Annotated in this window: 12 protein-coding genes; 5 read left to right on the top strand and 7 right to left on the bottom strand. The window is 39.3% G+C overall.

Going from position 1 to position 23,788, the window contains the following annotated elements; all coding sequences use genetic code 11:
* Nucleotides 1-207 precede the first annotated feature (207 nt).
* The 3 genes from BMY70_RS15555 (at nucleotide 208) to BMY70_RS15545 (ending at nucleotide 8,579) form a co-directional block, all read left to right on the top strand.
* Entirely contained in the window at nucleotides 208-4,173 is a 3,966-nt protein-coding gene (locus BMY70_RS15555) for a DUF3320 domain-containing protein (RefSeq protein WP_090336433.1), read from the top strand.
* A 569-nt stretch (nucleotides 4,174-4,742) separates the two neighbouring features.
* Nucleotides 4,743-6,722, top strand: coding sequence for an ATP-dependent nuclease (locus tag BMY70_RS15550; RefSeq protein ID WP_090336431.1), 1,980 nt, complete (start codon nucleotides 4,743-4,745; stop codon nucleotides 6,720-6,722).
* A 6-nt stretch (nucleotides 6,723-6,728) separates the two neighbouring features.
* A complete protein-coding gene (locus tag BMY70_RS15545; protein ID WP_090336429.1) occupies nucleotides 6,729-8,579 on the top strand; it encodes a UvrD-helicase domain-containing protein in 1,851 nt (616 codons plus the stop codon).
* Between the two features lie 133 nt (nucleotides 8,580-8,712).
* Here the strand turns inward: BMY70_RS15545 and BMY70_RS15540 are convergent, their stop codons facing one another.
* The 3 genes from BMY70_RS15540 to BMY70_RS15525 form a co-directional block, all read right to left on the bottom strand.
* Nucleotides 8,713-10,989, bottom strand: a complete 2,277-nt coding sequence (locus BMY70_RS15540) for an NACHT domain-containing protein (protein WP_090336426.1) — start codon at nucleotides 10,987-10,989, stop codon at nucleotides 8,713-8,715.
* 1 nt (nucleotide 10,990) lies between these two features.
* Entirely contained in the window at nucleotides 10,991-11,692 is a 702-nt protein-coding gene (locus tag BMY70_RS15535; protein ID WP_090336424.1) for an NYN domain-containing protein, read from the bottom strand.
* Between the two features lie 1,171 nt (nucleotides 11,693-12,863).
* Nucleotides 12,864-14,354, bottom strand: coding sequence for a hypothetical protein (locus BMY70_RS15525; RefSeq protein ID WP_090336419.1), 1,491 nt, complete (start codon nucleotides 14,352-14,354; stop codon nucleotides 12,864-12,866).
* A gap of 457 nt (nucleotides 14,355-14,811) precedes the next feature.
* Here BMY70_RS15525 and BMY70_RS31555 point away from each other — a divergent pair, with 457 nt between their 5' ends.
* Both BMY70_RS31555 and BMY70_RS15515 read left to right on the top strand, forming a co-directional pair.
* Complete coding sequence (locus BMY70_RS31555; protein WP_090336417.1) at nucleotides 14,812-15,615, top strand: LuxR C-terminal-related transcriptional regulator; 804 nt, start codon at nucleotides 14,812-14,814, stop codon at nucleotides 15,613-15,615.
* 34 nt (nucleotides 15,616-15,649) lie between these two features.
* On the top strand, nucleotides 15,650-16,453 hold the full coding sequence (locus BMY70_RS15515; protein ID WP_090336415.1) for a response regulator transcription factor: 804 nt from the start codon (nucleotides 15,650-15,652) through the stop codon (nucleotides 16,451-16,453).
* Here the strand turns inward: BMY70_RS15515 and BMY70_RS15510 are convergent.
* The 4 genes from BMY70_RS15510 to BMY70_RS15495 all read right to left on the bottom strand — a co-directional run bounded on the left by BMY70_RS15510 (nucleotide 16,446) and on the right by BMY70_RS15495 (nucleotide 23,168).
* Entirely contained in the window at nucleotides 16,446-17,270 is an 825-nt protein-coding gene (locus tag BMY70_RS15510; protein WP_090336412.1) for an alpha/beta fold hydrolase, read from the bottom strand. The genes BMY70_RS15515 and BMY70_RS15510 overlap by 8 nt on opposite strands.
* A gap of 1,068 nt (nucleotides 17,271-18,338) precedes the next feature.
* Nucleotides 18,339-20,081: a serine hydrolase domain-containing protein gene (locus BMY70_RS15505; protein WP_090336411.1), complete on the bottom strand. Its 1,743-nt coding sequence runs from the start codon at nucleotides 20,079-20,081 to the stop codon at nucleotides 18,339-18,341.
* 73 nt (nucleotides 20,082-20,154) lie between these two features.
* The gene (locus BMY70_RS15500) at nucleotides 20,155-22,839 is read right to left on the bottom strand and encodes an ABC transporter permease (RefSeq protein WP_090336409.1); all 2,685 of its coding nucleotides are present in this window, start codon (nucleotides 22,837-22,839) and stop codon (nucleotides 20,155-20,157) included.
* Nucleotides 22,840-22,841: 2 nt separating this feature from the next.
* Complete coding sequence (locus BMY70_RS15495; protein WP_090336407.1) at nucleotides 22,842-23,168, bottom strand: helix-turn-helix transcriptional regulator; 327 nt, start codon at nucleotides 23,166-23,168, stop codon at nucleotides 22,842-22,844.
* Between the last annotated feature and the right edge of the window lie 620 nt (nucleotides 23,169-23,788).

The following is a 23,788-nucleotide window of genomic DNA, read 5'->3' as shown; positions in this document are numbered from 1 at the left end:
CATGCCCCCAAAGCTTTCTATCTGGTGCATTCTTGTTACCAATTATGGTGCACTCTTATTTACCAATCGTGGTGCATTGTTATTTACCGATCACAACTTAGTATTGAAAAATATTTTGATGTAATATCTGAACGTATTAGTCACCATCCTTCCTGGAAAATTGAAAAAGATGCGATTGAGCTGGGATTTTTCTCTTTTGGCAAATTTATGATCTATCATGATCTGGACAGCTCCAAATGGCCAGACGATAAAAAGCCTTACAATAATGCAATTCTAAAATCACTGTTTGAGACGGGTTTTCGCGACCCGGCTCCCACAGCGACAGAAGACCATAACCTGGATACTGAAACCAGTGCCGACGATCTTTATAATGTGGTAGATGCAGATAGTTCGCAGGTTCTTGCAATGCTCGCAGTTCAGGAAGGCAGACATATGGTGATTCAAGGCCCTCCGGGAACCGGAAAGTCACAGACGATTACAAATATTATTGCAAATGCAGTCGGCCAAGGCAAAAAAGTGCTTTTTGTGGCTGAAAAAATGGCGGCACTTGACGTCGTTAAGCGGAGACTTGATAGTATTGGTTTAGGCGAAGCCTGCCTGGAATTACACAGTCACAAATCGAATAAAAGGGAACTTCACGAGGAACTCAAGAGAATATTGGAGTTGGGAAGGCCTACACTATTGCATTTGGAGCGAGAAATTTTTCTTCTTCAGGCACAGAAGGATGAATTAAATGCATATTGCAGTTCAATAAACGTAGAGATTTCTGCAAGCGGACTGTCTGCACAAAAAGTAATTGGCCATTTATTAAATATAGATAAAGAGACGGAAGGTGTTCAGCTCCCCAAAATTAATGTTGATTCAGTACAATATTACAGTAGAGAGCAGATAACCATGGCAGAAGCGATGGCAGATCGCATACAGGCTCGGCTTAAGGATATAGGCGTTCCAACAGAGCTATTGTTTTGGGGCAGTCGTTTGAAAATGTTTCTCCGTAGTGACCAGGAAACGATTTTAACTCTTCTAAACGCCACATATCAGGCTACGGCAGACTTGCAGTTAGAATCAGTCAAAATCGCAAATTCCTTTGAAACCCATATTCCAGATAGTTCTGAGCAGACTGCATCGCTGATTCGATTTGGAGAACTTGCCGGGCAACCTCACGATTTACGCGATTTAGCTGTTGAGGACGAACGTTGGCTGTTGAACAAAGAGGATATTGCCGAATTATTGGATACAGGAAAAAAGCTATCTGCAATTCGTAATGAGTATGCTGAGATATTTTTACCGGAAGCCTGGGACCAAAATGTTCTTGAAATCAGACAGAACTTAATTACACACGGTTCAAGTTTTTTTAAATTCCTTAAAGGCTCTTATAAGCAAAGCAACAAACAATTAGCTTCTTTTTGCAAAACTGCATTACCGAATGATCTTCAGTTAAAAATCACTTATGTCGATGCAATTTTAGAAGCAAAGAGGCTAGAGAATACACTTAGGGATCTCGAACCTATGGGGGTAAGCCTATTTACTAAACGCTGGCATAAATATAGAGCAGACTGGGAAGCGCTTAAATCTCAATCTGATTATTTATTGCTTGTCCATCAACAGGTTTTAAATGGATTTGTTTCGAAAGATATTCTGAAATATCTAACTCGCAACGAACCTGCTTCAACAGCTTCAGAATACGCACGAATTCTTAACCAAAAAATCAAGGAACATAGAGAAGCGATAAATGCTGTCCTGGGAAAACTAGAAATTGACGAAGTTAGAAGGTCACCGGGCAAATTTTTGTCGAATGAAAAATTTGTCCCTCAAATGGAGGCACTTAGCCTATGGAAGGAGCGCCTTGCTGAAATTCAACAGGTAATAGCATGGAATAATTTAGAAGAAACTGCCAAAAACGATGGATTGCAATTCCTAACTAACGCATCTGTGCATTGGTCCGGGGCAGCCGATTTCTTAAAAATTGCTTTTCAGAAAACCTGGTATGAAAGTTTAATTGAACAAGCGGTGTCGTCAAGTGCTGCCTTAAGAAATTTTGAACGGACAAGCCATGAAGAGGTCGTAGAAAAATTTAAAAAAATAGACCTTTTAAAACTCCAGTATAACAGGGCATTGGTAGCATTGAAACATTGGGAAAGTGTTCCTCGGCAAGAAGCGGGTGGCCAGGTTAATATTTTAAGAGCGGAATTTAACAAGAAAGCCCGGCACAAACCGATTCGCAAACTCGTACATGAAGCTGGGCTTGCAATTCAGGCAATAAAGCCTGTTATCATGATGAGCCCTATGTCCATTGCAAATTTTATGGCACCTGGTTCAATCGAATTTGATCTTGTAATATTTGATGAAGCAAGCCAGGTTCGTCCCGTAGAAGCTTTGGGCGCATTACTTCGCGGAAAACAACTTGTAGTCGTGGGTGACACAAAACAGCTTCCCCCAACAAGTTTTTTTGATAAAATGAACAATGACTCAGAAGATGAAGAAAACGTTACTTCTGATATGCAAAGTATCTTGGGGATGTGTAACGGACAGGGTGCATCCGAAAGAATGTTAAGGTGGCACTACAGGAGCCGTCACGAATCACTTATCAGTCTTTCGAACCGCGAATTCTACGAAAACCGTCTGGTGATATTTCCAAGTCCAGGCTCTAAAACCAGAATGGGATTAGCTTATCATCATTTGCCGAATACGGTTTACGAAAAAGGAAAAACAAGTACCAATCCCAAAGAAGCTGAGTATGTCGCGGATGCTGTCATTGAGCATGCCCTGAAAAATCCGAAACAAACGTTGGGTGTTGTTGCCTTCAGTTCCAAGCAAATGCAGGCTATACAGTTTGCGCTGGAGATAAAACGTAGGAAAAACCCTGCTGTCGAATCATTCTTTACGAGCCATCCGAACGAGCCATTTTTTGTGAAAAATCTGGAAAATGTTCAGGGCGATGAGCGAGATGTTATTTTAATAACTATAGGTTACGGACGAATCGAGGATGGAACAGTACCAAAACGCTTTGGCCCGCTTAATAACGAAGGCGGGGAACGCAGATTAAATGTATTGATCACCAGAGCAAAATTGCGCTGTGAGGTCTTCGCAAACATAATTTCAGAAGATATTGCGATAACGCCCGGTGAAAAATTTGGAATTAGGGCATTAAGGAATTTCCTTTATTTTGCTCAACATGGAAAATTTAACGTTGAGAAGGATATAAGTATTCCCTTAGTCCGGCCATTTGAAGATCATGTTGCTGATCAATTAATTGAGGCGGGCTATACAGTTCGTAAACAAGTTGGGTCAGATGGCTTTTATATTGACTTAGCAGTTGTTGACAATGATAACCCAGGTCGGTATCTTCTGGGAATAGAATGTGACGGAGAAGCATATGCCAGTGCGAAATCAGCCAGAGACCGTGACCGGCTCAGAAGACAGGTTCTTGAAACAATAGGCTGGAAAATGTACAGGGTATGGAGTACTGACTGGTTCAGAAATCCTGACAAGGAACGGCAAAGACTCATCGCTGCAATCGAAACTGCCAGAAATCAAACACTGGTGGATGATTCAGTTGAAGAAGAATTACAGATGGAACTAAGTGCGGTCATTCGTGAAGAGGTAAGGGAAATTGAGGTGTTGCTACCTGTTTATGAATTAGCATTCTTGCCAGCCGAAGTGGCGTCCCAAGAATTACATCTACATTCACTGGGAAAGCTTGGTGGATGGATACAAGATATCGTAGCCGTTGAAAGTCCTATTCATTTTGATGAAATGGCAAGGCGACTTGCAGACGCGGCTGGCGTATCAAAAGTTGGCTCACGTATCAGGCAAGCTTTGACTGATGCCGTCAAATATGCATCTTCGTCTGGTCTTATAAAAGTAAACGGCGATTTCTTATGGTATCCTGAAATGAAAGTTCCCGTAATTCGAGAGCGAAGCAATTTCCCTGGTACCTCCAAACGCTTACAATATATTTCTTCCGAGGAAATTCAGCAGGCAGTTAAGAAAATTGTAGAAACCTCGCTGGCGATTCAACCAGATTCAGCTGTTCCGCTTGTCGCAAAGTTATTTGGTTTTTCACGAGTAACTGAGGAAATGCGTAAGGATATTTTAGTTGCAATTGATCGTAGCACGGAAAATAACCTGGTAAAAAAAAGACGGGGAATTTTTGAAAATATCTTGAAGTAAGGTTATCAATCAGCGCTACAATACCCTGTAATAAGTAGAAATGATTGGAGAATTCGGAGTCGCTGATCAACACAATTCGGAAATTGAGGGCAGGTCGTCTCCTTTGGAATTAACCAGGCTAAGTAAATGATTTACTATTTTGGCATATGGTGAGTAATAATCTGTTAATGGTCAATCTGCCACGGAATCATATGGTCAACGCGTCAGAGTTCTCCAGACTCGTTCCAGACCACTAATATCAATACTTGATTATTAAAAACTTGCATATATTATTGAAAGATTCTATCAATTAAATAACAACATTAAAAATTATCACGCTCATCATCGGCAAATTTTGCTCTCAAAAAAGTATTAGATTCTTCCTTTTCTTTAATTGGACAAAATGCTGGCAGATCATCTAATAGTCTTCTTCACACCTTATGAAACCTGTTTTAATTTTATGGTAATTTGGTAATAATATTTCAGCTTTTGCTAACATTAACTTTGATAATTGATAATATTACAAGAAAAAAGCATATAATTATTGGGACAATTTAGTGTAATTAAAACAAAGCCCTCATTTCAAACCAGTGAAACTAACAAAATTAAAGATCCAAGGCTTCCGATCTTTTGGTCAGCAAGTAAATCTAAATATAAATCCTGAATTGAGCGCCTTTATAGGTTTAAATAGCTCTGGAAAAACATCTGTAATGGATGCACTCCGAAAGATGTTTAGCTCAAATTTTGGAGAAAGGGAATTTCATCTGAAAGACTTTCATCATGCCAAGGATGAGAAATCAGAAGATATAAACCGTCGATATCTGTCTATTGAAACGCGCTTTGATTTCAGTACTAATCCCGATGCAGTACCACATTTTTTCTTAGGGATGGTTGTAGGAGCACAAGGAGAGTACCCTTATCTGAGATTAAGGCTGGAGGCCACGTGGAAAAAATCCGCGATCGAGCCAGATGGTGAATTAGATAGCAAACTCGTTATTATAAACGTGCCTGAGGGCGCAGATGTGAAGGACGAAAATAAAGTGCCTTTCCCAAGTCATCTTAGGAGTTTAATTCAAATCCTATACGTGCCCGCAATACGTCGGCCTGCCGAGCAGTTAAAGTATGCTTCGGGAAGTCTACTTTACAGGGTTCTTCGCAAGATAAAGTGGACTGATGATTTTACTTTAAATTTCAACCAGCAAGTTGAAAATATCAATAATGATTTTAAGGATCTGGCAGAGTTTAAAACAGTACAAAACTCTATTAATCAATTTTGGCAGCAGTTCCACAAAGAGGACAGGTATCGTCAGACAAGTATTGGTTTTGGTGGTAGTGATTTTGAATCTATCTTAAAAAAGCTCGAGATATCATTCAGCCCCACAGAGGCTCATAAAAACTATAAGATTGATGAACTTGGAGATGGCTACCGATCCCTTTTCTATCTCACTTTGGTATGTTCTCTTTTGGATATCGAGGAAAAATTTGGTAAAAAAGAAGATAACGAAGATATAGGTCTAAACAGGCCGTTGATAACTCTACTGGCAATTGAGGAGCCCGAAAACCATATTGCACCGCAACTTCTGGGTAGGGTTGTTTCAATCTTAACTCAGATAGCAAAACAACCTAATTCTCAGGTAATCCTATCTTCCCACACTCCATCAATAGTAAAAAGAGTAATCCCAGAGTCAATTTTTCATTTTCGAATCAATGACTCATACGAGACAGAAATAAATCAGATCGTTCTCCCCGAGGATAATGCCGAAGCATATAAATATGTTCGTCAAGCCATTCGCAATTATCCAGAAATATATTTTGCCAAACTTGTTGTTATTGGCGAGGGTGATAGTGAGGAGATAATTTTCAATCGCTTGATGGAGGTTATGAATTTAAATTTTGATGATAACATCTTAACCTTTACACCATTAGGTCATCGTTTTGTTAACCATATATGGAAACTTCTGACCAACCTTCACATTCCATTTGTTACATTGCTTGATCTTGATTTAGAGCGAGAGGGCGGAGCTTGGGGCCGCGTCAAATATGCATTGAAGGAACTAATTGCTTCCGGAGTAAGGCGCAACGATCTTTTAAACTTAAAAGATGGAACAATCTTAGAAAATGACAAGCTTGAAAAAATGCATGAGTGGAACATCAACTACAGGGAAACGTTAGATGGTTGGTTGAAAAAGCTAGAACATTTTAGTGTTTTCTATTCAAGTCCCCTTGACCTTGATTTTGTAATGTTGACTTGCTACTCTAAATTCTATAAAGATCAAATTCCGAAAGGAGGCGGTCCAAGGATTCCGGACAAATTAGAGAAACCTGACGCATTTGAAGAAAAAGTGTCTGCTGCGGTAAAGGCAACGCTAAAATCTGAAGATGCAATCGGCGAGCAATACACTGAGGCAGAAAAGGAACTTATGATCTGGTATAATTATCATTTTTTAGGGCGAGGAAAGCCCGCAACCCACATAGCAACCCTCGCAGTTATGACTGACGAAGATATAAGGGATAATTTACCCGAAGTATTCACTTCAATTTTTCATCGAATAGAAAACAAGCTGCGGTAATAGACTATGAAAAAAGTAAGGATTGAAGATTGGTCACCAGCAGGCAAGCTTAACCTCGAAGAGACAGCCCTGAAGGTCATTAGCTCAAAAAAAAACTTCCTGGTCGTCGCGGGGCCTGGTGCGGGTAAAACAGAACTCTTGGCACAAAAAGCATGCTTTTTACTTCAATCAAATGAGTGTAAGTATCCACAAAGAATCCTGGCGATCAGTTTTAAAAGAGATGCTGCATATAATTTAAAAGAACGGGTAAGGCTAAGGTGTGAGGAAGTGCTGTCGAATAGATTTGATTCAATGACTTTTGACTCATTCGCAAAATTGATTCTCGACCACTTCGGAAACAGTCTTCCGCAATCACTCAATATTGATAAAGATTACCTAATATTATTAGATGATAAATCTGTTCTGGAGTATTACGAAAAATTAGATCGTACTTTTCGATTTTCAAAAACGGATAAAGAACTCATATCGTTTCATACCACATCAAAAGTTGGACTAGATTCCCATTCAAATGCGATATCTATTAGAAATGCTGTCTGGGAAAGCATGATGAAAGATAAGCCCTCTAAGCTAACCTTCAAAATGATTATGCGTCTCGCGGAAGCAATTATGACAGGCAATGAGAAAATAAAATTGTTCCTTCAAAACACTTACAGCCACATTTTCCTTGATGAATTTCAAGATGCAACAGCAATTCAGTATGAGTTCTTTAAATCTTGTTTTTTAGGCGGTAACAGCCAGATCACAGCAGTTGGCGACGATAAGCAAAGGATAATGCTTTGGGCAGGGGCACAAGAGTCTGTATTCGAGGATTATTTACTGGAACTTTCAGCGGAAAAAGCACACCTTAAAATGAACTTCCGTTGTGCGCCGCGCCTGGTTGCGTTACAAAATTATTTAACAGAACACTTGCTTGGTAAAACGGATTTTTCGACGCCCGATCCAAAAAGGCATAAAGAAGGTGGAGAATGCTTTTTATGGGTTTTTAAGAACCCCGATCAAGAAATAACAACACTATTTTCGACAGTTTACAAATTGATAAATGAGGATAAAATAAAACCACGTGAAATTTGTATTTTGGTCAAACAAAGTCTAAATATTTATGCCGGTGACCTAATAGATCACTTTAATGAACACGGCATTAATGCCAGAGATGAGAGTATTTTACAAGATCTTATTGCACAGGATCTCTCTCAATATATCATTCATTCTCTCTATGTTATTTTTGATAAGCGATGGAAAGACTCGAAAACCATTGCATTAACTTTTCTAAATAACTTACACACTGATTTGGAGCAGTCTCAGCTGCTCAAATCAGAAATCTCATTTTCTAAATTTATTAAACAGTGTCAGCAGAAATATAATGATGTATATTGGAATGCTGAACGACTTGGAGCCGTAATCAACGAAATAATTGACTTTGCCGGACGGGATAAAATACAATATTTTTATCCAATGTATAAAAGCGTAAAATTCCTCGATGAAACGTTAGCTGATATAATCCGGGAGCTTACAAATCTTTATAACGAAGATCTAGGACTTATCCAAGCGTTGGAAAGCCTCATTGGTATTGAGACAGTTCCAGTCATGACTGTTCACAAGAGTAAAGGACTTGAATATCATACGATAATTTTCGTCGGTCTTGAAGATGGAGCGTTCTGGAGTTATCAGAAACAACCTGATGAAGACAAATGCGCTTTCTTCGTTGCCTTGTCCCGAGCAAAGCACAGGGTGATTTTTACGTTTTCTAAAACCAGAAAAGATCGAAATGGAAGAATTCGCAATCAAAGTTTCAAAGTCATAGAAGATATTTTCAATGAATTAAAAAATTCTGGATTAGTGATAACTGAAGAAAAGTAAATTGATATGAATGATATTATATAGACTAAGTGATATAATTTACGTTAATTAAGTATCTAAAATTGTCTAATCCTAATTTCCATATTCCATAAATCACCTCGGCGAAATTTTTCTTCACTCAACTATGAAACGTTTAGCTCTGTTCAATAAAGCCCCTATTATCTTTCATTTTTTCAAGAAATTTCTGAAACTCACCGTTACTATTTTTCAATGCGAAATTGATTTTGTCAAATGGCGCAATTAGCTTAAATCTTCTCTTAGAACCAGCACCTTGATATTCAATCTCTTTAATGATATTGTCATTAATAAGAATGGGAAGTAAGTGATCGATAAAATATTCGGCGTTTTGACCAAGCTTAATACGAAAAACATTATCATTTAGATGAGAACCACGAATAAATCTTCTTAGTGCTTTCTGAACGAGCGCAAGATCTTGGTCAACTTCAACCCTTACTTGATTATCCTCTTCGACCTCTACTTTCCCGAAATTAAAACCGAGCGCAAGGAGTTCTCGATTTATGTTATACGGATCATAGAATTCTAATTCAGTTATTGAATTTTGAACCGCTACAATCTCGCAATCGTGAAGAATACTATGGTCAATAACATTATGGTTTTTAATAATTTCCAGGCTATCAAATGTGCAAAACTCAAACAAAGAATTTTGAATATTCGTACTAAAAATGGCGGTTGGCTGAAAATGAGAGTTTCTAATAACCAAATTGTTTAGGGTAACACCCTTAAGACTATCGACAGGAAATGAATAATTTTCTAAAATAATTCCAACAGAGTTTTTTCCTGATAATATTTTCAAAATTAAACTACCGCAATTCTCTTTAACATAAGAAGCGGTATTTTCAGTAAGTTGTATTATTTTAAAAATTTTTGCGATATCCTGAATCTTAATTTTCTCCTCTTTTCGTCCGTAGTTCGCTAATACATCAATAGTCTGACCAAATATCAATCCCTTTCTAAGCAAATTTTTAAATTCCTGAATTCTGTTTGCTGCAAGAGCATTGAAGAAACTGACCCCGAGAAAAAATTCCTTAAATTCTTCATGGTCGAATTTTAATTGATTAGCTACTTCCGCTTTTATAAGTAGCGCGTGCTGTTTTAATCTTTCTTTTATTTGCCTGCTAATCTGAACAGAAAAACCATTTGACTCAGAATAAAGGTCTGCCAAAAGATCAACGATACTTAAAGATAAGGAGTCCGTATTATTTAGCCACATTTCTTCGGCCAATGCTGCTAATAACTCATAATGTTGAGAAACTGTAAGTAATGGCTTGTTCTCTCCTGACGTATCAATCCATTTGGTATCTGCTTCTCTTGTAATTATTGTGTCAACAAAGTTTGGAAAGTAATCGATCGAATTAAGTTGTGAGGAGGAAATTTTGTCTAGATTATTGTCGTTCCCCACAACCGAAAGTAATTGATTGACTAGTACTGGCCTGGTCAATAATGGATGATCCGAACCTAATTGACTTTCAATAAGTTCATAAACTTCCTCTCCGTTATAGATTTCACGAGATAAGGCGTAGGCCTCGAACTGTGTCTTATTCCATCTGTTAATTCCTATTTTAGCAAACGAAACAGAATCCATACTAATGGTATCGAACAACTTAGCTTGTGCGCCAAAACCTTTGTAATCAAAATAGGCTTTTCTAGCTGCAATCAAAACGTTACCGGAAGAGTTGAGCTTAGTCATTAGTTGCCCTGTAGCGGAAAGAGCCTCCCCACTTGAACTTACCATAAACATCTCTTCAAAACCGTCGAAGGCTGGAACAATCAAACCGAGCTTGACCATTTCAATGAATGATTCGTAGTAGAATAGCCTAAATCTCAACCGGTTAACCAAAGATGCTATTACAATATCATCAAAACGTAAAAAAGGTCTACCGCCTAGCGGAATGGGAACTAATAACCAATCAGTCCTTTTCTTCTTAAACAACTCAGCTTGATGAACAGCTAGATGATTAATAATCGTTGTTTTACCTTCCCCTGCATCACAGGTCAAATAAACAACGCCGGTAGTACCGGGAATCCTTTGGCCCAACTTTTCACGCAAACATTCGGTGACGTTATCCGTTGGTCTTTCGGTTTCAGTAGGATCAATATCGATATCATCAAGTAAACTTCCTGTAGGATTAATAAAATCTTTAGTGGCAGGTAGAAATTCTCTGATACGATCTGCTAATTGTTCCAATTGAGCCAGCCTCTTAGCAATCCAAGTACGGGCTTTGATTTCCTCTTCATCCTCCCTGATGAAAAGTTCCCCCTCTTTATCGATAAGTTGAATTTCAATTGCCTCATTTCTGATAATCCCAGTAATTTTACCTTTATTTTCCAGAATGTCATCGGCACTATCTGCAAATGAAATTAATATTCGTTTAAAATCTTGTGGATTCATACTAAAGACTTTTCATGTAATAATTTTGAGTTACCATTCTACTATAATGTGTAGGAGTTGCCCGACCTGCCTTGGTTTGGAAATGAAATACCTCACATCCCATAGCGATCGATGTCAATATACCTGGCCAGAAGTCATCGTCAGAAGAAACAATACCATATTTTTTATCCTGGTGTGCAATAGCAATCATATCCGCCGTAAGCATAGTATCAACAAGCTTCTGTTCCTTTCGGAAGAAAATATCATCTACCTTCGTATGGCTACATTGACTACACTTACCGGTATCAACAAAACTGTAGACAGTCAAAACAGGACACCCCGTCTGCCTGCACCCCACAACAATGGGATGGTTTGACTTTAAACCTGAGGGAACTCCGTTTCTTCGGAAAGTATTCACTAGTAATTTTGTAGGTTCAATCTTTAAACTCGTAGCCAACTCGGCATTAACAATAACTTGAGTCGAATTATCGGATAACAGAGTAGTCAGCGGAAAACTGCTATGAATTTCAGTTCTGAGATTTTGCGCTCTTCTGGTAATGTTGTTGCCTTCATACCAGCCACCATACAATCTCACAACAATTCTTAAGTCATGGATCTCACCATAGTTTAACTGATTGACGGCTTTTTCAATAATATAAACAAGACCTCTACCGTGATCAATGGACTCAATATTATCATAGTCAATAAGTATATTGAAGGGCATGTTACTTAGTTATTTGGGCTTAGAGCTTAAATTAAGCAAAATTCTAGAAGTTGAAGTATTTATTTTTCAACTATACCTGAAAAACAGAAATCATATTGGGAATGGATTGGACTTTCCAACCGAATTTCATAATAATTTACATTATGGGGATTTGATTTTAGAGACTTGATTAAATCTATCTGTGAACGATTTATAATTTAAATGACCAACTTGGCTATCTTATTCAGGTCTTCTAAGAAATAGTTCGACAAATGTTCGGCTCCGGGTCCCATTTCGCAAAGTGGCGCGATGAAGGCCAGTAAGATAAATGGTAAAATTGGCTCGACCGCCGAGGAGAAATATTACAATCAACTTTTTTATAGTCACACCTTCGTTGTTACCGATAAAGATTGCAACTGCACAGAAAACGAAAACAATTCTACCAGCCATTAAACTTAAAACAACCGGTTGAAGGTGTCCAGTCTTTCCCGTCTGGGGCACAAAGAAAAAAGACTTTTCAAATATTGGATCTGATCAAAAAGGACCACACATTCTGGTTTAATTTCCATTTTTCCATTGAAGAGAAGACCGTCTATTATCCAATAGATAAGTCATATGTAATCTTCGCTTGGTGACGTCCGGCCAATTTTTTACGAAATTACATCTGTCTCAAAAATATCTAATGAAGCCAGATCCTCCGAACCCATCTGGGTTTGCCCTAATGAATTCTTTGGTAGCATAGCTCTGTCGTCTCATTAATAAATCGGAACATCCCCTTCGAAAAGGCATCTTTATGAAAGTTGCTGACAATCTCTGCTGTTCGCTGAGTGGTTTCCTGCATCAAAAGACCGTTAGTTAACTGTTCACGAAGAGTAGTTTGCACTTCTTTCACTCAAGAAAAGGATACTTGAAACACGAAATTTGGCAAGCACCTTATCTTCATTATTGTGATTGATTAAAATTACAAAGAAATCGTCCGTGTGTTACATATAAGCATGGATACGGAAACACAGTTTGAGAGCGATTGATTCTGATTCCAATTGTAGCGGTTATCAAATTGTTTGGATGAGTATTCAGATTTGGTTTTTTAAATTGTTCAAAGCTGGAACTGCTGTTTGCATCTTCATAGACGGCCTTTTGGAACATATTTTCGTTTGTGTAGCACAAAGGATGGCAGTAGAGTTCAGCATTCTCAAAATACGAACCTACGTACAACCCCGACTCTTACAAAAGGTCTGCTTGGTTTGAAGTCATCCGTAAGCCTATTATCAATATCACCCAGAGTTGGATGGTCAATTATTACATCCACAGAAAAGGCTAGTCTACTATCATAAGATAATGAAGCAGATATACCTTTATTTTTTTTCTTGGTTACAAGTAAGGGGCTTATCTGCGGATCTCCTCTTAAGAATAATAGATCAATATGCGTGCCAACCTTCTTAAAAAACCATTGACCTATCCAAGAATATCGTAGACCAACCTTATACATTTTTATTTTCGGCGTAAAAACTCCGTCCACTGAGGTTTCAATTGTAGATCCGTAACTGTAAGTTGAATAATTAATAAACCTCTGCCCCGTCATAAATTCCCCAACGGCCTTTATAGTTTGGGAACCCACAGCTAGATTTGCACCATAATTGTATGTAATTGATGTTCCTGTGGCTCCAATTGGAATTCCTCCATCTAGATTAGCGTTGATGGCTAATTTGACATATCTAGAATATATCGGATAATACGAAATACCTAGATTTACCCCCCCTATAAAAGTAGCATCGGACGATGTTGTGAGACTGTGCGTGTTCTTCCCATTGTACTGTATATTGACTTCATTATTTAAAGCCAACGGCACTACTTCAAAAAACAATCCAAATTCAAAGCCGAACCTATTAAAGTTCTTTGAATAGTGTTCGTCGTAACTTGGCTCATTATCAAGACCATCACCCATAAGTCTGATCATTTCACCAGATCCATTAACAAAAGCATCATTGTTTTTTTCCACTTCCTTAGCGGAGTATAGACTTTTTGCTGTTCTTGGATCTAGATCGGGTTCGTAAGTCTTTTTTGTGATATTACTTCTGGTTGATTCCGGTTGTGATTGTTTTGACTTATGCTGTATTTCCCGTTCATCTATTTCTTTTTGACTCCTTTTACCACTCAAGTCTACCATTTGCTTACTCTCAGAATTATCTTTGGGATTTTCTACTTCATTTCTTCTAATTGTCTTTTTGCCACTCAGTATTTCCCGGCTTTCGTTAAGTGCTGTGGTAATATCGCTAGAATTTGAGTTTGGAATCGGTATGCGTAGCGATTCCTCTTTTCGTGCCATGCTACTTGCCCAATCCGTTTGTTGCCTCTCGATATCTGCCAAAATTCGTTCTTGATCTTTTCCGCAATTGCATAACGCTTTTGAATGCGAGTCTGAACGTTCACATACAAGTCTTCCGTCAGCAGGGTGAGAATGACCCTTTTCAAAACATCCTGCTTTCCTAGCGCATTCGTTTGCAGCTCTTGTGGCATTATCTTTTAGTAATTGGAAATAAGACTGCTTAATTCTATTTTCCTCTTGCAGTTGTTTTCTCACATCCTGTGAGAAACTTCCTGTATAGCTTAGAAAGAACGCAATTGACAAAAATATGAACTGGAGGCTTCTATCACTGAATTCTTTAATTAAAAATCTGTTCATAATATACATTTCAAAAGATAGTTTATAGAAATAGAGCCTGCCCGCTGGTAAATCTCAAATCAATTTTTTTTCGTATGGAGATTATTAACCGGAGCCTACTCGAAAATTACAACCGCATTATTGGTTTCTTCCCTGTCTGTCATTATAAAATCCGTTATTAAATATCCTATTTCGTTCAGTTACAGTAAACGACATTGAAATTTAGGATGGGATCAACCGAATTTCTTCACTTATACGATATTTGGCAGTCACAATTGAAACAGAGCATATACCGATCGTAAAATATCCCTTCTTTTTACCCCTAAATGGAGCTCCAATCAATCTCCTCAGTGTTACCCCAAAGGTACAGTGCCAACCATATACTAGAAAATGACAATTTCTTGTCATTTTCTAGTCCATTTTGGCTAACTTGATCAGCTCTGTACTTGGATCAGACCAAAATTTCATTTACTGCAATATGAAGAAAGATGCAGCCAGCTGGCTGAACTACATTGAAGCTACACGCAACAAGGATTTTGAACCCGAAGAATTGATGGTGGAAGGGAAAGAATCGGTTCTTAACTTTAATCAGCAGTTTCTCTCTGTTTTTCATCACAGCATTCCCATTATTTACATGTTGGACTACAGGTCAGGAAAGTATATGAGTATGTCGCACTCCGTTAAATCACTTCTGGGATATACTTCAGATGATTTCATGAAGGAAGGGGTCTCCATTTTGGTAGAAAATTATCATAAGGAAGATTTGAAGCTGTATAATGAAAAAATATTTTCCGAAAGGTTATCCATCCTCAAACAAATACCTGCCACTGAGCACAAAAACCATATCTTTTCATATAATTTCAGGATTCACGACATTAAAGGGCGTGTCGTTAACCTCTTACAACGTAATTGCTTCATTCGATCCGATGAAAATGGAAATCCTCTGATTGCTTTTGGCATGGTTATCAATGTCGACCATTACAGAAATTCGACAAAAACCATACAGCTAGTAGATAAAATTAACCCGGATTATCCAGACCAGCTCCCTCAAACCATTATAAAGAATTTTTACTATGCAAACCAGGAAGATCAATTACTTACTAAACGTGAAAAAGAAGTACTCTTGTGGATGGCCGATGGTCTTTCAACAAAAGAAATTGCGGCCAGATTATTTGTCAGCGAACATACCGTGATCAACCACCGGAGGAATATGAACCAGAAGACGAATACGCCTAATGCAACCGCACTGGTGGGTTATGCGATAAAAAACGGTATTATCTGAATCCGCAGAACCATCGTCTTACTCTTTATTTATCATGAAAAAAGAAAAAAACTCCTGGATCAGTTACATAGGTGGGTTATCTCAAATCAGTAAAAACTATGAATTGTCTGAATTGGAGAATGTAATCCAAATTCTCTCCCCCGACCCGTTTTCACGTTCTTTGCTGTATCACGGCGTGCCTGTTATTTATTTGATGGATTATTCCACGGGACGGTATGTGACCATGTCCAAATCATCCCAGATCACTATTGGTAGCAAAGCTGATTATTTTATAGATGGCGGAATTAATTACACGCTGGAAATCTATCACAAGGAGGATATGAGAATGTTTAATGAGCGAATTTTCCCGGACAGACTCAATTTTCTTGAAAAAGTACCGTTCGACCAGCATCCCGATTACCTGTTTTCGTATAACTATCGATTGAAAAGAAGTAACGGTGGGTATGTTAATCTTCTCCAAAGGAACTGTATTATTAAGTCCGACGAAAAAGGCAAACTAATACTCAGTTTAGGAATGATAGTGAATATTGATCATTACAAAAATGAAAACCCGGTGATACATACCATTGAAAAGATAAGTAAGGTGGGAGTACAGCAATCATGCGAATTAATTAACAAGAAGCTTTATTACTTGCATGAAGAGGACCAATTGTTTTCAAACCGGGAAAAGGAGGTGCTTCTTTGGATGGTTGAGGGATTAAGCAGTAAACAAATTGCAGACAAAATGTATCTCAGCGAACACACCGTCATAAACCACAGGCGAAATATGATGGACAAGACGGGTATCAGTAACGCAACCGCATTAGTTGGCTATGCACTCCGAATGAAAATTATTTAAATATATCATATGTGTAATCTGCCAATATTTGATTAAATGCCAGAGGTTGGTCGATATGAACCAGATGACTGGCACCAGGAACTTTGTAAATTCGCTTGTTCCAAAGATGTAACTGCGCGTCATCCAGATAATCGGGATTGATAATTTTGTCTTCTTCTCCAAAAACCACTGCGATGGGAATTCCCGACTTATTCAGTAAGCCGATCTCATCGCTATATTTACCATCAACCAATGTTTTAAAAAAAGTAGAGCGGAAAGGTATCTTGACAAGAGCGTAATCCTCTAAGAAAAAATTAAGATCGTCTTCTATTTTTGAGACCGACGTTTCAATTGCATATTTTCTAACAGCTTCTTCGTCCGGTCCATCTGAAAACATGGCACTTGGATCTGTGCCGGGATTTACTATTGAATCCAACGTATATTTGCCACCTATGGTGCACGGTCCTCCAAGCATCAAACCTTTCGGGTTCGTTCCAAAATTCAGCATTTCCGAAATGATATTTGTGCCTAAGGAAATCCCCGCCAGAACAAAATCCTGATTATCTACCAAAGTCGTTACAGCAGAAGAGAGCACATTCCCTAACTCAACCAGACTATAACCATTAGCAAGGTCTGCTGCTGCCTGCGATTTTCCATGTCCGGGTAAATCAATAGCAATAAGCCGGTAGTTCTGTAATAAATTGCCCCCAAACTGTTTTCGCCAAGTCCTGGAAGAGGACGAATTCCCGTGAACAAAAAATATTGTTTGCCTAGCTGTTGGGTTTTGTACAATATATGCCAGTTGTAGTCCATTGATTTCGATATAGTGTTGTAGCATAAAACTATTTGGATAAATTGGGGTTAAGGAATATATGATTCAGATTCATGAATGTACTATTTTAAAGTTACCATTACTGCCTGACAATGGTCTATTTCGGAGAATAATATGGTAGAATAGACATTCAGCCGATGTAATATAACCTCTCTTATACATACTCTTGACCTTGCTATAATCTAAATATATGAATACCAAAATAATAAATTATTTTTACCTACTCCTTGTTTGATGACGTCTACAAATGCGGAAAGGCAGGCCGCATCAGTAAACCCCTTCTCAACCGAAGTATGGATAGTGTGGAATCACATGCTCAATGCATGAAAATTTCTGGTTGCAAAGATTATTAACACAAATTATATTTTATTAACAGTTGAGTCAATTTCAATGTACAGAAGGGCAGACTGTACCAGAAGTTCTAACTCATGATAAGAATTAACGAGTATAGTTCTCTTAAAAATTTGAAGCCGGGAAAAGCATTGGATTCTGGAGTTATGGCCGGGTAAACACTCGTTAATGATCCGGTTCTATTTCCAAAGAATCGGTTGTGGGAGTATTGTTTGAAATTTGGCTAGTCAGCCTAGGCATCATTCCGCTTTTGACTGACAGTATTTGTTCAAATTTAGCTAAACAAGAAAAATTTATATTTATTTCATCAGGAATGCTTGTCGAAAATTTCTCCAACTAATTCCAATAGCTCGGCCAGGTGTTCAAAGAATCTCCCGTTATCGGTACATCTAGTAGCAGATTGCCCTTCCACTACTCTGTACCCCTTCCCGAACAGTTGTCGAACCACTTTTTAGAAGACTTACAGAAAATTGCTAAGATGGTTGTTTAGATTTTAAAGCATTGCAAGGCCAGATGAGTGGTGAAACAATTGGCGAATCAACGTAATTCGTCTTTTGTGGTACATTTAAACCGTGGTAAAAATAAACTATTACCAGCATCGTGATTTACTTGATTCTAGCCGGGAAAGGGCTAAAATTGTACAGTAAACTGTCTTCGGTGTACGTTATATCGTACTGCCAAGTCATCATGTTTTCTCTTAATACTAACGTTTTTATGATACTCTTAATGATATTTTGTCTCTGACGTTTGTCCACTAAGATGCCGATTTGAGCCTGTCTGCTTGACAAATTCGATATTTAATGCACGCTGGGTACTTACATCCAGACTCTTGACTTTGCCATGCTTGTCGCGTTTAAAGAAGATATCTGCCTTTGGATCACAAGACGAGATAAATCCATCCTTGAAGTGATTTATCAGTTCGCATTCATCGCCTGATGCAAATTGAGCAATGAGCTTTTCATTCACGCTTTTGATTATGATTGAAGCTTTTGCTTCATCAGAGTAATAGTGTCCGAAATAAACTTCGTGAGGGATGGTGGACCCAGCTGAGTCGGTCAGGTGATAATGCATCGGCTCTGAGGAAGGCGGAATGATGATAAGTTGGCCTTTATGCTCGAATGAGAATAGTATGCCGTAAAAATCAAATTGTGTCTTATTAATTCTTGCCAGAGAATTGCCAGACATTTCCAGGCCGTTTGGTCGCAGCTCAATTTGAACGTCTCGCATACTATGACTGCTTTTATAAAGTCCAGCGTACGCCACGAGTTCTTTGATGTTTGAATCTGAATATATGATTCTCTTTGTTTTGGCAGCTAACTCAAAATAAGAGGGGCTCGTAAGAAAAGTGGCAACATCCATCGCTAAGTCTTTTCCTGTTGTGTCCAACATGGATGTATTGCTTAGCCAGGCAACTGAAATTCCAGCATCTGGCAAAGAGACAAGCTTCGCGCGATACCCGGCTGTTGCTCCGCCATGCTGAAAAATGCGTTTTGTACTATCTCCGGTAACAAACATCCCGGCTGCATACTGGTTTAAGTCCCCATTGCTCAGTGTATCCACACTTGTTTGCTTGGTAAAAAAAGTATCTCCTCCCAGTCTTGCGTTCAAATAAAAGTTGCTCCATTTCACAAGTTCTTCGGCAGTTGTAAGGAGTCCTCCTGACCCGTGGATGTTGTTTTCTGGCATGGCTAACTGGAAATTGCCGTCTTTCGTATCGTATGCCTGGCTCCTAGCAGAAACTAGCTTTTGATAGTTGGTTCTCCATTCCGAATGCTTCATTTCAGCGGGCTTGAAGATAAATTTATCGGTAAATGCAGCGAGAGACAACCCGCTAACCTTCTCAACGATCAATGCCAACAGAATGTAATTGGAATTGCTGTATTGAAAGCGCTCACCGGGAATACTGTTCAGCTCTTTCTGACTGCAAATAATGGCCGAAACATCTTGATTAGTCAAGATCCTAAGTGTCTTTGGCCAGCCACCTAGCTCGGCAACATCACCCCATTCGCGTATGCCACTTGTGTGATGAATAAGATGTCTGATAAGAATAGGATGTCCGTACATGCCGAGTGCAGGAAAATACTTCGATACATGATCGTTTAAGGATAATTTACCTTGTTTCTCAAGGAGCAGAATGGCGGCGGCTGTAAATTGCTTGGAAACAGATCCGGCTTCGATCAATGTTTGGGTTGTTAGCGGGACACGATGTTCGAGTTCGGCAAGTCCCCATGCTTTGGAGTAAATTAATTCGCCGTTTTTACTAACCGATAATTGACCACCTGGTCCATCTGGACGGTAAACATTTGTGATGCTATCAATTTTTTGGGTGATAGGGCTGGTTTTTTGCGACCAACCAGCAAAACAGACAAAAATATTGATCAAAAATAAAGTCCACGATAATGTACTCCTTAAAATTGAAGTCGCTGCGATCCAACTGAGCTGGAAAGTTTTAAAGTAGTTGTGCATTATAAACAGATTGCGAAAGAGGGTTAGACCGGCTTTAACTTCATGAAGTCTCTGAGAAAATTGATTAGAAACACTACTCAGAACGGAGCGCTTTTACCGGATCTGTAAGTGCTGCTTTTATTGCCTGATAACTCACGGTGAAAATTGTAAGTGTGAGCGCGGCCAATCCTGATCCTCCAAAGATCCACCAGGGAATAGTGGAATGATAATGATACTTCGCCAACAACTGGGCCAGGAAATAATAGCTTACCGGTGTTGCAATGGCTATGGCAATCAAAGTCAGGTACACAAAGTCCTTCGAAATCAATTTCCACACACTTGCAATGGAAGCGCCCAGTACTTTGCGTATGCCGATTTCACTTCGCCTTTGCTCGGCAGTAAAGGCGGCCAGACCAAATATGCCAAGACACGAAATACAAATGGCCACGACGGCAAAAAGAAAGCTTAATTTACCCACACGGTTTTCAATCTTGAACTTTGTATCGTATTGCTGGTCAGCAAGCTGGAAATCCAACAAAGTGCCGGGTATATGTTGATCAAATATCGGACGTATTTTTGCAAAAGCATTGGTTACACTTACACCGGGGCTTAATTTGATATATAAGTAATTAGGCGCGTAGGTCATGAAATAGATAGTTTGCTTTACGGGTTCGTAGGGCGATTGCATGATCATATCTTGTACCACGCCTACAATATGGTATTCCGAATCATTGAACGTGCCGTCTTTCCACCTGATTGTTTTACCAACGGGATTGTCAATCCCCATATATTTAACAGCAGACTGATTGATAATGATGGCGGAAGAATCAGACATAAAGTTGGTAGAAAAGTCTCTCCCCTGAATAATCTGCCAGCCAACCGTTTCGCCGTAGTGGTGTGAAGCTGCGATTACTGCAAAGTCGTCCCGGTCACCGGCCGACTTTCCCTGCCAGGAAAATCCTCTTGAATTTGATAGTATATCGGTCACGGGACCGGAGGATTGTGCTACGGATGCAATCATGCCGGATTGAAGCAGGTCATTCTTTAGTGCTTCTAAAGATTTGGTAGCAGGCGGAATCTTCACATACATTAGTCCATTCCGATCGTAACCTGTTGCCCTGTTTTGCCCAAACTGAATCTGGCGGAATACCCCCACCATACCGATGATGAGCGAAATGGAGATTGTAAATTGTAAAACGACAAGAATTTTTCTTGGCAGAGAAGACACTTTCGCAGTGCTTGCTGAGCCGGATTTCAGGATATTAACTGGTTTGAAAGAAGACAAGTAGAGCGCAGGATAGCCCCCGGCAACTAGGCTTACCAAAACACAGAATGCTGCACCAATAAATAATAAGTGTATGTTGAATGCAGCTCCATTTGTCAAAAGAGAGCCGATTTTCTTATCGGCAATTGCATTGAATTGCGGTAGGGTCAATTGTACTAACAGCAACGCAACCAGCATGGAAAACGCAACCATTATAAATGACTCAGCAATGAACTGAACTATGAGTTGCCCGCGCTTGGACCCAATCGCTTTTCGAACGCCGACTTCTTTTGCCCGCTGGCCCGAGCGGGCTGTGCTCAGGTTTATAAAATTAATGCAGGCCAGCAGCAAGATGAAAATCGCTATGGCAGCAAATAATTTGACGTAGTAGATCTGACTTTCGGTATTCTGGCCGTTTTTCCAGTTAGAAAATAAGTGCCACCTGTCCATTGGGTGCAGGGATAATGTTGGTATCGGGCCGGAATTTTTAACCTCCTTAATGTTTCTACGTAAAACATCTTTTATCTTTTCAGATGCCCTTTCAATAGAACTGTTTTGCCGTGTCTGAACTAGAATTTCGAAAGTATTTACATTCCAGTTATCTTTCAGATCATTGACCCACTGCATCCTTTTCCCTGATGCAAACAGCTTCCAGGGCGCTATAAACGACAAATCATTGTAGTCTGAATTTTGAGGGAAATCTTTATAAACGCCGGCTACCATTCCCTCCAGTTCATTATCAATCTTCAAAATCTGACCAATTGGCTGACCTGTGCCAAAAATTGATAAGGCGGCAGATTCTGATAGCAATAGGTGGGACGGATTTGTTAGCGCCGCGTTGCTTCCCATGAGCATTTCAAGAGGAAGAATCTTTGCGCCATCGGGCTCCATGAACCGGCCCTTTTTTCTGAATTTGTTTTCGCCCGAGAGCAAGCTGTAATCCTGTGTTTCCCATGAGACCGCAACATTTTGAAAGTCTGCTGGGAAGTTTTCTCGAAGCTCGGCAGCTAAGGGAAATGGCATATTTGGCGAACTAACGATGCTGCCGTTTTGAGCGGCATGTAACATTACGCGTCCTACATATTGATGGTTTTTACTGGCTTTATTGTACATCCACTCATCCCAAACCCATAAAGAAATCAGCATGGTTATGGTCAATCCCAATGAGAGTCCCAAAACGTTAATTACGGTATAGCCTTTGTTTTTTCCAAAGCTCCTGAAAGCAATTTTGAAGTAATTTTTGATCATATCTGGATTGACAAAAAACGGTGTTGGGTATGTGGCCGTTTCACTCAGTGCATTGATCTTGCGTTTTAGAAAGTAAGGCCGTGAGAATTTTAGCACTTGTATAAGGTACCGCCTCCGGGCGACAGCATCTCCAAATTCAGATGCATCAATTGTATACTGTTCGTGTAAATCACCTATGATTTCTTCGTACTGCTCCGAAGGGCATGTCCATTTCAAAAAGAAATCAGCCCAGTTGGGAGGGGTAGGCTTTGAAAGATGGTCGGCCATGATCAAGAAATAAATGGTAAAGGGATTGATTCCCAGAGTTGATTTCTAAGCTCATGCATATCCGATAACATGTGTTTGCCAAGCGTAGTAACAGAAAATATGCGCTTCCGTCTCCCGCCACGGGCTGCTGTGGGACTACCTAACTCCGAACTGACAAAAGCCTTTTCTTCCAACCTATATAACGCTACGTGAACTCCGCTCAGGCTTACAGGTCTTTCGGTTCGCCGGTTTAGTTCGGCTGCAATGGTTACCCCGTACGCATCTGAATCAAGCACTGCAACCGTCAAGAGAACGAGCTCCTCAAATTCTCCCAGATAAGCTCTTGCCATTTCACCTATGATTGAAGATTTATATCATTGTTGTTTGTTAAACAAATACTATGCCATAGCAGTAAAGGCTTGTAAAGGCGGATTTATAGAGCCCTGCTGTTCGGTATTGAACACCACTTGTACGTTTTTGGCAAGTAATACTAGTACAGAGATCGCGTACTATTGTGTAGTTACCGTCTTAATAAATTTTGTCTATCGCATTTGATGTTTATAAAAACCGGTGGTTTTTCTGAGCTGTGCTGATTGTTTGCCAAGACCGCACTGTCATACTCAAATCGGTCTATTGACAGTACAGTTTTGTGGTACATGAAATCTAATTACAGTGAATCACCGATAGGCACGTTAACCAGTAATATAAAATGTCTCATTTGCGACCATCATGCTGGTGTAATGAGTTCGAGAATGCATAAGGTAAGATTGTTTGTCCGATGCAAACGCAAAAGTCAGCAGTATATCTATAAGATGTATGTTGAACCCGAAATATGGATGGGGGTTATTGAATAAGTGATTGATATTCAATTTGTTTTTAGTTATTTGTGTCTTGGATTCCTAGGGAATCTTTCGAAAGTTTGGCTCAGTCAACATAACCGTAGTCGAACCATTGAAAGGCTCAAAAGCGC

Source organism: Dyadobacter koreensis (assembly GCF_900108855.1).
Taxonomy (GTDB): domain Bacteria; phylum Bacteroidota; class Bacteroidia; order Cytophagales; family Spirosomataceae; genus Dyadobacter; species Dyadobacter koreensis.
This window is presented reverse-complemented; position numbering and strand designations above follow the sequence as displayed.